The organism is Thomasclavelia cocleata (genome assembly GCF_900102365.1).
Taxonomy (GTDB): Bacteria; Bacillota_I; Bacilli_A; order Erysipelotrichales; family Coprobacillaceae; genus Thomasclavelia; species Thomasclavelia cocleata.
On the sequence record NZ_FOIN01000034.1, the window covers coordinates 15796 to 28425 of the forward strand.

Consider the following 12630-nt stretch of genomic DNA (forward strand, 5'->3'; position numbering starts at 1 on the left):
ATAGGCTCTTTTAAATTACCTTTCCATTTCTTATTATTATTTCATTTTCATATCCACAATTTTTACACTTAATATATACTCCTTTTGAATTTGCAATGTCACTAAACAATAACAGTTTCTTTTGACACCTTTTACATAAAAACCAATCTTTACGTGTTGCTGGTAATCGAATCATTTGATTCACCTCCTACCACAATGCCTGAGCAATATCTTCATCACTAATAGTTTTTTGATCTAATTTTAATTTATTTTGTATTTTTCTTATTCTAGAACGTTCCTTTTTATCACTGATTGTTGCTAGATTAACACTTCGATAATACATTCTTTGTTTTAACTCACAATCTTTTAACCCATGAAATAAAGCCATAAATTTGAACCAATGCATATCACATTTTAATAAATCAATATTATAATTTTGTAAAAATGCTGCAATAAAATAATCTCCATCCACTTTAAAATCATAAATTCTATTCTTGATATTACAATCTTCATTACTTTCATTAATATCTTTGGTTTCAATATTTCCATCAAAAAACTTTTTAATAGCTATAAATACTTCACTATTAAATTGATTAGGAATTTCATCAACAAATAGATTTAAAATAACATTTGTTAAGTATGTTTTATCACAATCTTGATTATTCAATGCATCACTCAACTCTATCCAATATTTAAAATCTGTATTAATTAAAAAGTCTTTGTCCCCAACAGTAATACTGTTGGGTAAAGACTCATATAATAGATTTATCATTTATTGATAATTTTTACGACGTTGAGCTCTATTTTTTGGTTGCAATGACATTCTTCGGGCTAACATTTGTTCATTAGCTGTTTCATTTAAATTTACTAAACTTATAAATGCCTCTTCATACAATCTTAAATTGTGCTTATTTTCAAATAATGTAATTGAAGTTCCAGTCCCAAAAACATCATCAAAGAACTCATAGTAATAATTACATAAAGTCTTAATACGCTCTAGATCAGTACCGTCTTTAGGCATTGTTTTACAGCTGTTACTTAATTTATGCATTGCTTTACTATAGTTTTCTAAAAAGTTAACATCCTCAAAATCAGCTTCAAATTCTAATCCATTATATTCCCATTTTCTTTGGCTCATAGACTCCTCCTATATGTTTTTATTTAAATGTTAATGACATTTTATCGGCATCCAATGTAGCAACACCTTTAATACTATCTGATTTAGATTTTAATGTTCCTGAATAAGAATATGTATCTGCATTATCACCATCACTTCCAGGTACAACTGCTACTAAGCGTTTTCTAGCTTCAAATTCATTACCTGTTTCACCCACTGGAGCAGTTAAGTCAACAATGACGATTTCACGTACTGCATCACTTCCTAATTTTTCATCCTCTGTTATTTCTACAATATCTTTATGTACTTCGTTATTAACATATTGATCAAAAGTATATTCAATTGATGGACTATATCCTGTTACATCTGTAATTTCTCCTGTTTCATCAACATACTGACGAGCATATTCTTTAGGATTTGCACTTTTAGTCATTGCTGTAAATCCTGTCATTCTTAAAAATTTATCTCCTACTTTATAAAAAGCTACCTTTTTATTTCTTGTTACTAATGTTTGTTCTCCTGACATAATTAATTTCTCCTATATAAAATTCTTAACTTTACTTGATATTTTGCTGTATTTGTTTCTCTTGTAATTTGACTACTGTTTTCAATAATCTCAATTGCATAAACTTCTTCTTGAATATCAGGAAAATTATTTAATGTATTTTGAGTTTGAATCCATTTTTCAAACATTTCATAAAATTCATTATTTTTTTGATTAATATTAAAATCACTGCCATATTTTTCAATTGAAGTTAGTGCAAATTGATATTGTCTAATTGATGAACCATCTACATACTGTTTTATAATTGGCTCACATGATATCTTATCAACAGAATACTCTTTTGCTTCACTTCCAAGATAATCAATATTTATATTTTCTTGACTTAGATAAGGACATGTATATAAATACTCTCTTATTGCTTTAATTACACTCATATTAATACTCCTTTTGTTTTACACCTAATTTAGATATTACATTTTCAATTAAACAAACATGGGTGTAACTGCTTTATTAGTTTGATTTGTTCATCTAAACCATATAACCTTCCAGCTTGATAAGATATTTTATTCATATCTATCAATTTTTTTAATAAGTTAATATCTTTGACATTAAAACTACTAAGTTTCTCTATTAGTGTATATTTAAAGTTGATTTCATTAATATCTTTTTGATATCTATCTTTCCAATACTTTTTTTCTTGTTTAAGTTTATTAATATTTAATTCATTTATCCCACTCTTTAAATATCCCAAGTCCTCTTTTAGCTTTTTTATTTGATTATCCTTTAAACTCATTTTTCTTTTCCACTCAATAATATCTAGTTGATGTAAAAACATGATATCTTCAATCTGTTTTTTAGTTAAATTGTCAATTTTTTTCAAATCTTTTCTTTTCATATATTCAATTTTACCTTCTATCTACGCTTTATTTAGGTGAGTTGCTCTCACTTGATTGCTGCCTTTTTACGCCTTGCGCTATGGCTTGTATAATATGCATATTATTTTTAATAGCCATCACTGACTACACCCTTATCTTATCATTTAAAACAACTTATTTAGTCCCAAATAAATCCCAACTGTTATAATTCTTTAGTACTATGTTGATTAACTTTTGGTGCTAATACTTTGTCAAGTTTATTACATGCATTACTTAGGATTTTATAATAAGTTGTCCTTGAAATCCCTTTTTCTAAAGCACTATATTCACGTTTTGAAGAATTATCAGGATCATTTGCATATATTAAAACACAAATTTTTTCTTCTTCATTAAGTAAATCATTTATTGCACATTCTAATCTTTGTATAAAAAATTGATAATAAAATATAATTTGATCATACTGTTTACATTCTTCCATTAAATTATTTATTTTTTTAACTATTTGATTATGGTTATTATCAATATATAAATCATTTTTTTTATTTTCTAATTGTTCTTTAGTATTATTTAGTAACACTACTGTATGTTTCCATCTTTTCCAATTTTTCAATTCATATTTACTTTCCTTCATCCCTTATCACCTTTCTTTGTAGATAACTTGTCTACTTATAGTAAAAAAAACATAAAGCATCTCTGCTTTATTCTCTTATTATTTTTTCTAATTAAATCACCTTTCCTCCCCCTTTTTTTATGTAGAACCAACTTCTACATTAAATATCTTAATATCTTGTTGAAAAATTGTCAACACATTAAAATATAAACATTGATTTGTTGAAAAGAAGAATACAAAATGTTAAAATATTATTACTATGATAAAAGGAAGTGAAAATCATGTCACATATGGGAAATAGAATAAAAAAACTAAGGATACAGCATAAAATGACTCAAGATGAACTTGCTCAACAGTTAGGATATTCTTCTCGTTCGTCTATAAATAAAATAGAAATTGGAAGAAGTGAACTTCCACAATCAAAGATTACCTTAGCTGCTAATATTCTTCATACTACTCCTGCGTATATCTTAGGATGGGAAGAAACATTTAAACCAATAGACCATGAATTTGAAAAAATTCCTGTCTATCCTCCCCTATGTTGTGGCGATGGATGGTTTACAGAAGATAATATTATTGATTATATATCAATTCCTAAAAAGATGCTTCAACCCCACAAACAATATTTTGCAAACTATGCTATGGGTGATTCTATGAAGAATGAAAATATCAATGACGGTGATCTTGTAATATTTGAACATACTAATGTTATTAATAATGGTGATATTGGCTGTTTTAATATTGATAATAATGAAGCCACATGTAAGATATTTAAACGTGATCCAATAACTTCTATTATTATGCTTTTACCTGCAAATAATGATTATCAACCAATTATTATCACCTCACAAAATATTGGTTTTAAAGTTATTGGTAAGTTAGCCCTAGTAATAAATAATCGTCAATAATAAAAGGGGCATCACACTAGTGAACATCCCCTTTTTTAAGATTCTTTAATTATCTTTTTTTCTACGTAAAACCTGGATTCCTAAACCACCTGAAATAATTAATAGTAACATTACTGGAACTAAATTTAAAGTATCTCCAGTACTTGGATTTGATGGGTTTGGTTTAACTTCATCTTGTCCAGGTTTTTTATCTTCTTTTAATACTAATCCTGCAACTGCTTCTTGAATTGCTTTTGCCATTGCATCAACTTCTTCTTGTTTAGTTATATCTAAACCATATACAACTGCTGCTTTAGCATCATTTAAAAGTTTAACTGTTTCTTCTGTATAAATAGTTAAATCATTTGGAATTGATGAAATCGCTTCATCTACCTTTGTATAATCTGCTGATTTAATTGTCAAATCTTTAATTGCATTTTCAATAGCTATAGCATATTCATCCACTACATCTTGTTCTGTAACTCTTTTATTTCTAACAACAGCATTAATAGCATCATTTAATTTTGTTACTGATTCTTGTGTATAGATATCTAAATTTGCTGGAACTTTTGCAACTGCTTCATCTACCTTTGTATAATCTGCAGGACGGATTAAATAATCTGCGTGTTTTGTTGAAAATTGATCCATTAGAGCAAATATTCTATCAAAATCATGTTCTTTACTTGGTTCATCACACCAAACACATTGCATACTTCCAATAATATTGATTTCACTAGTTGCACCAGTTACGTCATTAAATTCTTTTTGATCAATATTTACAGTAGTACTTTCATATTTATATCCACCATCGCTAATATTTCCTAATACCCAATACCAAGCATCATTAGTGTTAAGAATTTTATGACCTTTACCTGCTAAATATTCAGGTTTAGCAACATAGAATCCCCACCAACCTGCTGTCCAGTAAGAAATAATAATATCTTTGTCAAAAGTACCAAAATCATCTCTACTGTCATAATAGATACCATCATTGAAACACATTGGTTCCATTCCAGCTTCTTTGATAATTCTAGCATTTTCATTTACATATGCAATAAACTCATCATATAATCCTAAATCTTGTAAATAGCTCCATCCTGGATTTCCAAATACATCATTTGCATATTCATCTGCACCAAAGTTAAATATTTCACATGCTTCAGAGTTTCCAAAATAAGTAGCATATTTCTTCACTAATTGATGTGTAAATTCCACTGCTACAGCATTTTCAATATTAACAGTACGTTCAGATACTTTGTTATCATGCGTAAAACGCACATCTTCTAATCCTAATTCTTCCATTGCAACCAAGATAGAGTCCATATGCCCTGGACTGTTAATAACAGGAACTATACTTAAACCTCTTTCTTTTGCATAAGCAAGAATACGGCTCATTTCATCTTCTGTTAAAGCATTCCCATTAGGATCATCATAATAATGTTTATTACCTTTTGTTAAAGCTTCTTTCACATCATCACTAGAATATGTAACACCATTTACTTCCATTGACATATCTGCCAAAAAGAATCTTAATGCATCATTACCTAATAGAATTTGTACATCTGTATATCCACTTTTATAAGCTTTATCAATTATTGATTTTAATTGCTCTTCAGAAAAATACTTTCTACCTGCATCAATAGAAAAAATACTTTTTAATTGTTTATCTTCCATTGCTTGAACCTCAGTAGTTCCACCTGTTATAAAAATGGCACTAAAAATCATTGTACAGCAAAGTACAAATGATAAAATTTTATTTAATTTTTTCTTCATAATATTTTCCTTTCTTTATTTAATTTTTCTTTTTTAAAAATCCTTGTTATATTCACCAACCTTTCAATTTTAATTTATTAGAATTAGTAAAAATCTAATTCCTACTAATATAATAGTATATCCAATGATACTATACAACCCATTTTCTTTCTTTTATATTAACCATGTATCCTTTATTAAAATTATAATTTCCCAGGTAATATCTTTTTTTTCTAAATTAATTATTTTATAATATATACATGGAAAAATTATACTCAACTGGTGAATTTGCTAAAATAGCAGGTGTCACACTAAGAACAATTAGATATTATGATAAAATTGGTCTTTTAAAACCAACAAAAATTCTTGATAATGGATATCGTAAATACTGTAATAATGATCTTATTACTCTTCAAAAAATACTTTCTTTAAAAGAATTAGGTTTTTCTCTAGAAGAAATATATCCATTAATTCAAGACAATGATAAAGACAGTTTTAAAAAATCAATTGTACTGCAAACTAATTTAATTAATCAAAAGATTCAAAAACTAACTGCCTTAAAAGAATCATTAAAAGCAACAGAAAAAATATTAACAAAAAATGAAATAGCATGGGATAAAATTATTGAACTTATTAAACTCTCATCAATCAAAGAAGAAATAATTAATCACTATATAAATGCTAAAAATCTTGAAACTCGTATTACTCTCCATGATACTTTTTCTATAAATAAACAAGGATGGTTTCCTTGGTTATTTGAACAGATTGATTTTTCTACTGTTTATCGTTTACTTGAACTTGGATGTGGTAATGGTAAATTATGGCAATATAATTCTTACAATTTACGTAATCGAGAAATATTTTTATCTGATATTTCTAACGGAATGCTTGAGAAAGTAAAACAAAATTTAGGTAATGATTATAACTATTTAAATATTGATTGTCAAAATATTCCGTTTAAAAATAATTATTTTGATACTATAATTGCCAATCATGTTATTTTTTATTTAAAAAATCCACATCTTGGTTTATCAGAAATAACAAGAGTATTAAAAAAATCTGGTACCTTTTATTGTAGTACTTACAGCAAAAATCATATGAAAGAAATTAGTGACATTGTTAAAAACTTTGATGAACGTATCGATCTATCTTCTATCTCTTTAGCTGAACATTTTGGTTTAGAAAATGGTAAAGAAATTTTATCTAACTACTTTAGTTTTGTTGATATAAAAAAATATGAGGATGAATTAATAATTAATGAATCGCAGCCACTAATTGATTATATTTTAAGTTGTCATGGTAATCAAAATGAATATCTATTAAATTGTTTAAAAGATTTTAAATTTTATATAGATAATTTAATTAAACAATCTAATGGCATAAAAATAACAAAAGACGCTGGTTTATTTATTTGTATCAAATAAACTTGCGTCTTTTAAAATAATTTATTTTATTTTTCCAGCATACATTTTTTCAAAATAATTTTGATATTCACCAGAAAGAATATTTTGCCACCATTCTTTGTTATCTAAATACCATTGTATAGTCTGTTGAATTCCAGTATCAAAGTTATATTTAGGTTTCCATCCAAGTTCTGTTTCTAATTTAGTTGGATCAATAGCATATCTACGATCATGACCTTTTCGATCCTCAACAAATTTAATTAATGTTTCTGGTTTATCTAATGCTTTTAAGATTGTTTGAACTACTTCTAAGTTAGTTCTTTCATTATGACCACCAACATTATAAACCTCTCCAACACGACCATTTCTAATAATTAAATCAATTGCAACACAGTGATCATATACATGTAACCAGTCACGAACATTGTCACCTTTACCGTAAACTGGTAAATCTTCATCAGCTAATGCTCTTGAAATCATTAATGGAATTAATTTTTCTGGAAAATGATATGGACCATAATTATTAGAACATCTAGATATTGTTACTGGTAATCCAAAAGTTCTATGATAAGCTAAAACAAACAAATCCGCAGAAGCTTTTGAAGAACTATAGGGACTAGATGTGTGTAATGGTGTTGTTTCTGTAAAGAATAAATCTGGACGATCTAATGGTAAGTCTCCATATACTTCATCAGTAGATACCTGATGATATCTCTTTACCCCAAATTCTTTTGCTGCATCTAATAAAGTAGTAGTTCCCATTACATTTGTCTTAACAAATATTTCTGGATCTGTGATACTTCTATCTACATGTGATTCAGCTGCAAAGTTAACAACAACATCAAATTTTTCTTCTTCAAATAACTTAAAGATAAACTCACGATCAGCGATATCACCTTTAACAAACTTATAATTAGGTTTCCCTTCAACTGGTTTACAAGTTTCTAAATTACCAGCATAAGTTAATAAATCTAAGTTTACAATCATATCTTCTGGATATGTCTCTACCATATAGTGAACAAAATTTCCACCAATAAAACCAGCTCCACCTGTTACTAAAATTTTCATTTATTTATCTCCTTCGTATTTAAAATTACAATCACTTTCATCTAATGTTGGTCCATTTTTATCCTTGTCAGATAAGATTGGTTCAATACCATTCAATAATCCACCCCAATCAACATTTACTGAAGGATCATCATAACGAATCCCACGATCATGTTCTTTTGAATATAAATTATCAACTTTATATCTAAACTCAACATTATCAGTTAAGGTTAAAAAACCATGAGCAAATCCACGAGGAATAAAGAACATTTTTTTATTCTCTTCACTTAATTCCACTGCCACCCACTGTTTATAAGTTGGTGAACCTTTGCGAATATCTACAGCAACATCAATTACTGTCCCTTTAGTACAGCTAACTAATTTAGCTTGAGCCATTGGATCATTTTGAAAGTGTAAACCTCTTAAAGTTCCTTTTTTTGCTGTAAATGACATATTATCCTGAACAAAAACATTATCAATTCCTAATTGATGAAAATTACTAGTTGAATATGTTTCCATAAAATAACCACGATGATCACCATGAACATCTGGCTCAATAATAACAACACCAGGAAGTTTTGTTTCAATTTTTTTCATATTTTTACCTCTTATTGATCTATAAATTTACCATCTAATACATCTTTTAAATATTTACCATATTGATTCTTTTTATACAACTCATATGAAGTTTTTAGCTGTTCTTTAGAAATCCAACCGTTATTATATGCTATTTCTTCAAGACATGCAATCTTACGATTTTGATGTGTTTCTACTGTTTTAACAAAATTAGTTGCATCCACTAAACTTTCATGTGTACCTGTATCTAACCAAGTAAATCCTTGGCCCAATAGAGTAACATCTAATGTTCCCTTATCTAAATAAATCTTATTTAAATCAGTTATTTCTAATTCACCACGAGCACTTGGCTTAATGCTTTTAGCAAACTCTACAACATTTTTATCATAGAAATATAATCCTGTTACAGCATAATTAGATTTAGGATTTGCTGGCTTTTCCTCTAAAGAAACAGCCTTCCCGTTTTCATCAAATTCAACTACTCCAAATCTTTCAGGATCATCCACATAATAACCAAATACAGTTGCTCCACTAAATTTATTTGCAGCAGCTCTTAAACGTTTACCTAAACCATGTCCATGAAAAATATTATCTCCTAAAACCATTGCACAAGCTTCACCATCTATAAATTTTTCACCTAAAATAAATGCTTGAGCTAAGCCATCTGGAGAAGGCTGTACCTTATACTGAAGGGTAATCCCAAATTGACTACCATCACCTAATAATTCTTCAAATCTTGGTGTGTCATCAGGAGTAGAGATAATTAATATATCTTTAATTCCTGCCTCCATCAATATACTCAATGGATAATATATCATTGGTTTATCATAGATTGGTAATAATTGTTTACTTGTTACTTGAGTTAAAGGATATAATCTTGTTCCTGATCCTCCTGCTAATACAATGCCTTTCATCTTAAAAGCCTCCTTATTTACATATTTATATTAAACCCTAACGTAACGTAATGGTCAAGTGTTAATTTTAACTATATAAAAATAATTAAATAAGCAAAATCTAGATATCTTGCCACTTTCCAAATAATACAAGTAGATTTCAAGCTCTGGTAAAATGAAATTCATAATATCAAATATGCCATCTACAAATATGAAAATATCATCAATTGTATTTGATATGTCTCACAAAGACATCAATCACGCTAGTAGTTTTTAAACATCTATCGTCATAACCACTTCTACAATTATTTGTACACTAAATTTCTTTAAAATTAGGTTTCTACTCTAAATGATTTCTTAATTCACCATGAAGTGACTTTTAAACAATAAAGCAAATATTTCTTTTTATGCTTTATTCACATCTTCTACAGATTCAGGCTCATGATTTTTCAATATTTCCTATATTAATACAACTGCTTTAATATATCTTTTTATTTTAACATAATAAGTATATCCATTTATTATTGTCTTATTATTTAAAAAAGTGTGTAGTAGTTATCTACTTACACACTTCATCTATACTCCTTCACTTCACTATTTGTTTCATTTACTTACCAATGATTTGTTTATTTATTATTCATTTATTTCATCTATTCGCTGTTTAAACTTTTTATATACAATCTCTTCAAAGATTATCCTGTCAATTGCTTTTAACTGTTTTTCATTTAGCGATAATACCCATTCCTCTTCTCTTATCCCATATCTTGCTTCAATTAGATCAACCTTTCCTTCGATTTTTCCTTTTTCATATATTTCCTGCTTTTCTGATTCGTTTGCTGCCCTGTTTAAATCTCTCTTATAATACATGTCTCTTAACTTGGCTTCTTCATTAAACTTTTCCAACTTCTTTTTCATGATATTGATCACTCCCTGGTCTGTTAAACCAATTATATCATTATCTATTCCATTTTTAAATATGTACAGTGCCAGTTCTATCCCTGTCATCCTTTTTAATCCTTTCTGTTTCCTGATAATATTTATATACGGCAGCTGGACATAGCTTCTGGTAATAAAATTATACTTTTCTACCAACCCCTCTTCATTAGTACTTCTGTATGTATCAATTAGTCTTAGATTATCCTTATCAATAAAGATGATCTGATATACCGGATGTGCTGTTTCTATATAATCCTTTCCCTTTTCTTTTTGTGATGCAAGTAAAGTAGCGCCATACTGCTGGAAACGGCAGTAATGACTTTTGGAAAAGGTGGAGTTCTGCATTTCAATATCAATGATATCACCATTAGTAGTCTTTACCTTAATATCAAGAACCATATCTTTATCTTTAGGGTTAAGATCAGGATTAAGGACAGTGATCTGATGACATTTAATATTAAGGATATTTTCAATAAAGAGTTTTAACATAAAGATACAGTCAGGATCTAAGTCATCACATAATAAATACTTGAATAGAACATCATTTTTAAAATCATTACAAAATTGTTTTGACATAGAAAATACCTCCTAATAATATATACAAAAGAATTATTTGTTTTACTTTATATAAAACAAAAAAGAAGCAAGAAATGATATCTTACTTCTATCATTTAATAATATTCACTTATATCAATAAAAACAATAGTACTTTTTAGCACTTTAGTTAAATTATTAGAAACATAATAAAATTCTTTTTTTCATTATAATTTTAACTATTTTTATATAAATGCCCCAAATATATACTTTATTGTGTTGAATAGAAAACAATAATGAGCTAAAATATTCTAAATCATATTTCTAAGAAAAGAGAGTGTTTATGAAAAATATTCAAAATATTATTGGCATATTATTAGGTAATACTATATATGCTTTAGCTGTGGCAATGTTTATTATTCCAAATAATTTAATTACTGGTGGTACAACAGGAATGGCATTATTATTAGAAACTACTATTAACATACCAATCACTGTTTTTGTATCTATTTTTAACATTACCATGTTTCTACTTGGTTTGAAAGTTTTAGGTAAGAAATTTGCATTAACTACATTAATAAGCTCATTTTATTATCCATTAATATTAGGCGTATTTGAGAAAATTTTTGAAAATGAAATAATGAGTTCTGATACTTTATTATGTGTTATCCTTGCTGGGTTAATGATTGGAGTAGCAATTGGCTTAGTTATTCGTTGTGGTGCAAGTACTGGTGGTATGGATATTCCCCCATTAATTTTAAATAAAAAATTAGGATTTCCTATTTCTGTTAGTATGTATGGATTTGATTTTTTAATATTACTTGGACAAATGCTCATTCGAGAACGTGAAATGATTTTTTATGGAATATTATTAGTTCTTATATATACCATTGTACTAGATAAAGTATTAGTTATTGGTAAATCACAAATACAGATTAAAATTATAAGTAAAAATTACAACGAAATTAATGAGATGATTATTAATAAATTAGATCGTGGAACAACTTTAATTCATGGTGAAACTGGTTATAAACATAATAAGTATCCTGTTGTATTAACTGTAGTAAATAACCGTGAATTAACACATTTAAATAATTATGTATATCATATAGATCCTGATGCTTTCATGATTATTAATAAAGTTAATGAAGTCAGAGGAAAAGGATTTTCATCTGCTAAAAAATATGAGTAAAATAAAAGGGGCTGTAACGACTAAGTAATTTTTATTAATTATTTAGAGCGTTCAGCTCTTTTTCTTTTGTTAATCCCTTTCATATAAAAAAATCCATAAGTGTTGTTTCATTGTGAATAACTTTTATGGATTTTTGACGCACTTAAAAAGAACCTGCTCTTTTTCAAAAAAATTGGCTCTTTAATTTAATACTGACAATAACTTTTCTGCCTTTTTCCTGTTTTCTATTTTCCTGCGGTGATATTTCCTGATATTTTGTCCTGTTGCTATCATATATATTTCCAGTTTCACACCGGATTCTCCTCTTCGGCGTAATCTGTTATA

At 27.7% G+C, this 12630-nt stretch carries 15 protein-coding genes; 3 read left to right on the forward strand and 12 right to left on the reverse strand.

Annotated elements, in window-relative coordinates:
* Positions 1-10: 10 nt before the first annotated feature.
* The 7 genes from BMW96_RS14215 to BMW96_RS10795 all read right to left on the reverse strand — a co-directional run bounded on the left by BMW96_RS14215 (position 11) and on the right by BMW96_RS10795 (position 3107).
* A complete protein-coding gene (locus BMW96_RS14215; RefSeq protein WP_157796093.1) occupies positions 11-175 on the reverse strand; it encodes a hypothetical protein in 165 nt (54 codons plus the stop codon).
* 12 nt (positions 176-187) lie between these two features.
* Positions 188-751 (reverse strand): Gp15 family bacteriophage protein, encoded by a 564-nt coding sequence (locus BMW96_RS10770; RefSeq protein ID WP_092355644.1) that lies wholly within the window; start codon positions 749-751, stop codon positions 188-190.
* Complete coding sequence (locus tag BMW96_RS10775) at positions 752-1117, reverse strand: DUF6673 family protein (RefSeq protein WP_092355647.1); 366 nt, start codon at positions 1115-1117, stop codon at positions 752-754.
* A 19-nt stretch (positions 1118-1136) separates the two neighbouring features.
* Entirely contained in the window at positions 1137-1622 is a 486-nt protein-coding gene (locus BMW96_RS10780) for a hypothetical protein (RefSeq protein ID WP_092355650.1), read from the reverse strand.
* 2 nt (positions 1623-1624) lie between these two features.
* A complete protein-coding gene (locus BMW96_RS10785) occupies positions 1625-2035 on the reverse strand; it encodes a hypothetical protein (protein ID WP_092355653.1) in 411 nt (136 codons plus the stop codon).
* Between the two features lie 44 nt (positions 2036-2079).
* A complete protein-coding gene (locus BMW96_RS10790; protein WP_092355655.1) occupies positions 2080-2496 on the reverse strand; it encodes a phage scaffolding protein in 417 nt (138 codons plus the stop codon).
* A 182-nt stretch (positions 2497-2678) separates the two neighbouring features.
* Complete coding sequence (locus BMW96_RS10795; RefSeq protein WP_092355658.1) at positions 2679-3107, reverse strand: hypothetical protein; 429 nt, start codon at positions 3105-3107, stop codon at positions 2679-2681.
* A gap of 260 nt (positions 3108-3367) precedes the next feature.
* On the opposite strand from BMW96_RS10795, the gene BMW96_RS10800 reads away from it, so the two are divergent.
* Entirely contained in the window at positions 3368-3994 is a 627-nt protein-coding gene (locus tag BMW96_RS10800) for a LexA family protein (protein WP_092355661.1), read from the forward strand.
* Between the two features lie 45 nt (positions 3995-4039).
* On the opposite strand, the gene BMW96_RS10805 is transcribed toward BMW96_RS10800, so the two are convergent.
* Complete coding sequence (locus tag BMW96_RS10805; RefSeq protein WP_092355664.1) at positions 4040-5746, reverse strand: family 20 glycosylhydrolase; 1707 nt, start codon at positions 5744-5746, stop codon at positions 4040-4042.
* A 239-nt stretch (positions 5747-5985) separates the two neighbouring features.
* Between BMW96_RS10805 and BMW96_RS10810 the strand changes: the two genes are divergently transcribed.
* A complete protein-coding gene (locus BMW96_RS10810) occupies positions 5986-7149 on the forward strand; it encodes a MerR family transcriptional regulator (protein WP_092355667.1) in 1164 nt (387 codons plus the stop codon).
* Positions 7150-7170: 21 nt separating this feature from the next.
* On the opposite strand, the gene rfbB is transcribed toward BMW96_RS10810, so the two are convergent.
* From rfbB to BMW96_RS10830, 4 genes are all read right to left on the reverse strand, one after another.
* Positions 7171-8196, reverse strand: coding sequence for a dTDP-glucose 4,6-dehydratase (gene rfbB, locus BMW96_RS10815; RefSeq protein ID WP_092355669.1), 1026 nt, complete (start codon positions 8194-8196; stop codon positions 7171-7173).
* The gene (gene rfbC / locus BMW96_RS10820; RefSeq protein ID WP_092355672.1) at positions 8197-8772 is read right to left on the reverse strand and encodes a dTDP-4-dehydrorhamnose 3,5-epimerase; all 576 of its coding nucleotides are present in this window, start codon (positions 8770-8772) and stop codon (positions 8197-8199) included.
* Positions 8773-8783: 11 nt separating this feature from the next.
* Positions 8784-9665, reverse strand: a complete 882-nt coding sequence (gene rfbA, locus BMW96_RS10825; RefSeq protein ID WP_092355675.1) for a glucose-1-phosphate thymidylyltransferase RfbA — start codon at positions 9663-9665, stop codon at positions 8784-8786.
* 612 nt (positions 9666-10277) lie between these two features.
* Positions 10278-11156: a PD-(D/E)XK nuclease family transposase gene (locus BMW96_RS10830; RefSeq protein WP_092355678.1), complete on the reverse strand. Its 879-nt coding sequence runs from the start codon at positions 11154-11156 to the stop codon at positions 10278-10280.
* 301 nt (positions 11157-11457) lie between these two features.
* Here BMW96_RS10830 and BMW96_RS10835 point away from each other — a divergent pair, with 301 nt between their 5' ends.
* Positions 11458-12306 (forward strand): YitT family protein, encoded by an 849-nt coding sequence (locus BMW96_RS10835; protein WP_092355681.1) that lies wholly within the window; start codon positions 11458-11460, stop codon positions 12304-12306.
* Positions 12307-12630: the final 324 nt, after the last annotated feature.

Coding starts and splice junctions, on each gene's coding strand:
- BMW96_RS14215 (WP_157796093.1), bottom strand. CDS start 175: ATGATTCGATTACCAGCAACACGTAAAGATTGGTTTTTATGTAAAAGG.
- BMW96_RS10770 (WP_092355644.1), bottom strand. CDS start 751: ATGATAAATCTATTATATGAGTCTTTACCCAACAGTATTACTGTTGGG.
- BMW96_RS10775 (WP_092355647.1), bottom strand. CDS start 1,117: ATGAGCCAAAGAAAATGGGAATATAATGGATTAGAATTTGAAGCTGAT.
- BMW96_RS10780 (WP_092355650.1), bottom strand. CDS start 1,622: ATGTCAGGAGAACAAACATTAGTAACAAGAAATAAAAAGGTAGCTTTT.
- BMW96_RS10785 (WP_092355653.1), bottom strand. CDS start 2,035: ATGAGTGTAATTAAAGCAATAAGAGAGTATTTATATACATGTCCTTAT.
- BMW96_RS10790 (WP_092355655.1), bottom strand. CDS start 2,496: ATGAAAAGAAAAGATTTGAAAAAAATTGACAATTTAACTAAAAAACAG.
- BMW96_RS10795 (WP_092355658.1), bottom strand. CDS start 3,107: ATGAAGGAAAGTAAATATGAATTGAAAAATTGGAAAAGATGGAAACAT.
- BMW96_RS10800 (WP_092355661.1), top strand. CDS start 3,368: ATGTCACATATGGGAAATAGAATAAAAAAACTAAGGATACAGCATAAA.
- BMW96_RS10805 (WP_092355664.1), bottom strand. CDS start 5,746: ATGAAGAAAAAATTAAATAAAATTTTATCATTTGTACTTTGCTGTACA.
- BMW96_RS10810 (WP_092355667.1), top strand. CDS start 5,986: ATGGAAAAATTATACTCAACTGGTGAATTTGCTAAAATAGCAGGTGTC.
- rfbB (WP_092355669.1), bottom strand. CDS start 8,196: ATGAAAATTTTAGTAACAGGTGGAGCTGGTTTTATTGGTGGAAATTTT.
- rfbC (WP_092355672.1), bottom strand. CDS start 8,772: ATGAAAAAAATTGAAACAAAACTTCCTGGTGTTGTTATTATTGAGCCA.
- rfbA (WP_092355675.1), bottom strand. CDS start 9,665: ATGAAAGGCATTGTATTAGCAGGAGGATCAGGAACAAGATTATATCCT.
- BMW96_RS10830 (WP_092355678.1), bottom strand. CDS start 11,156: ATGTCAAAACAATTTTGTAATGATTTTAAAAATGATGTTCTATTCAAG.
- BMW96_RS10835 (WP_092355681.1), top strand. CDS start 11,458: ATGAAAAATATTCAAAATATTATTGGCATATTATTAGGTAATACTATA.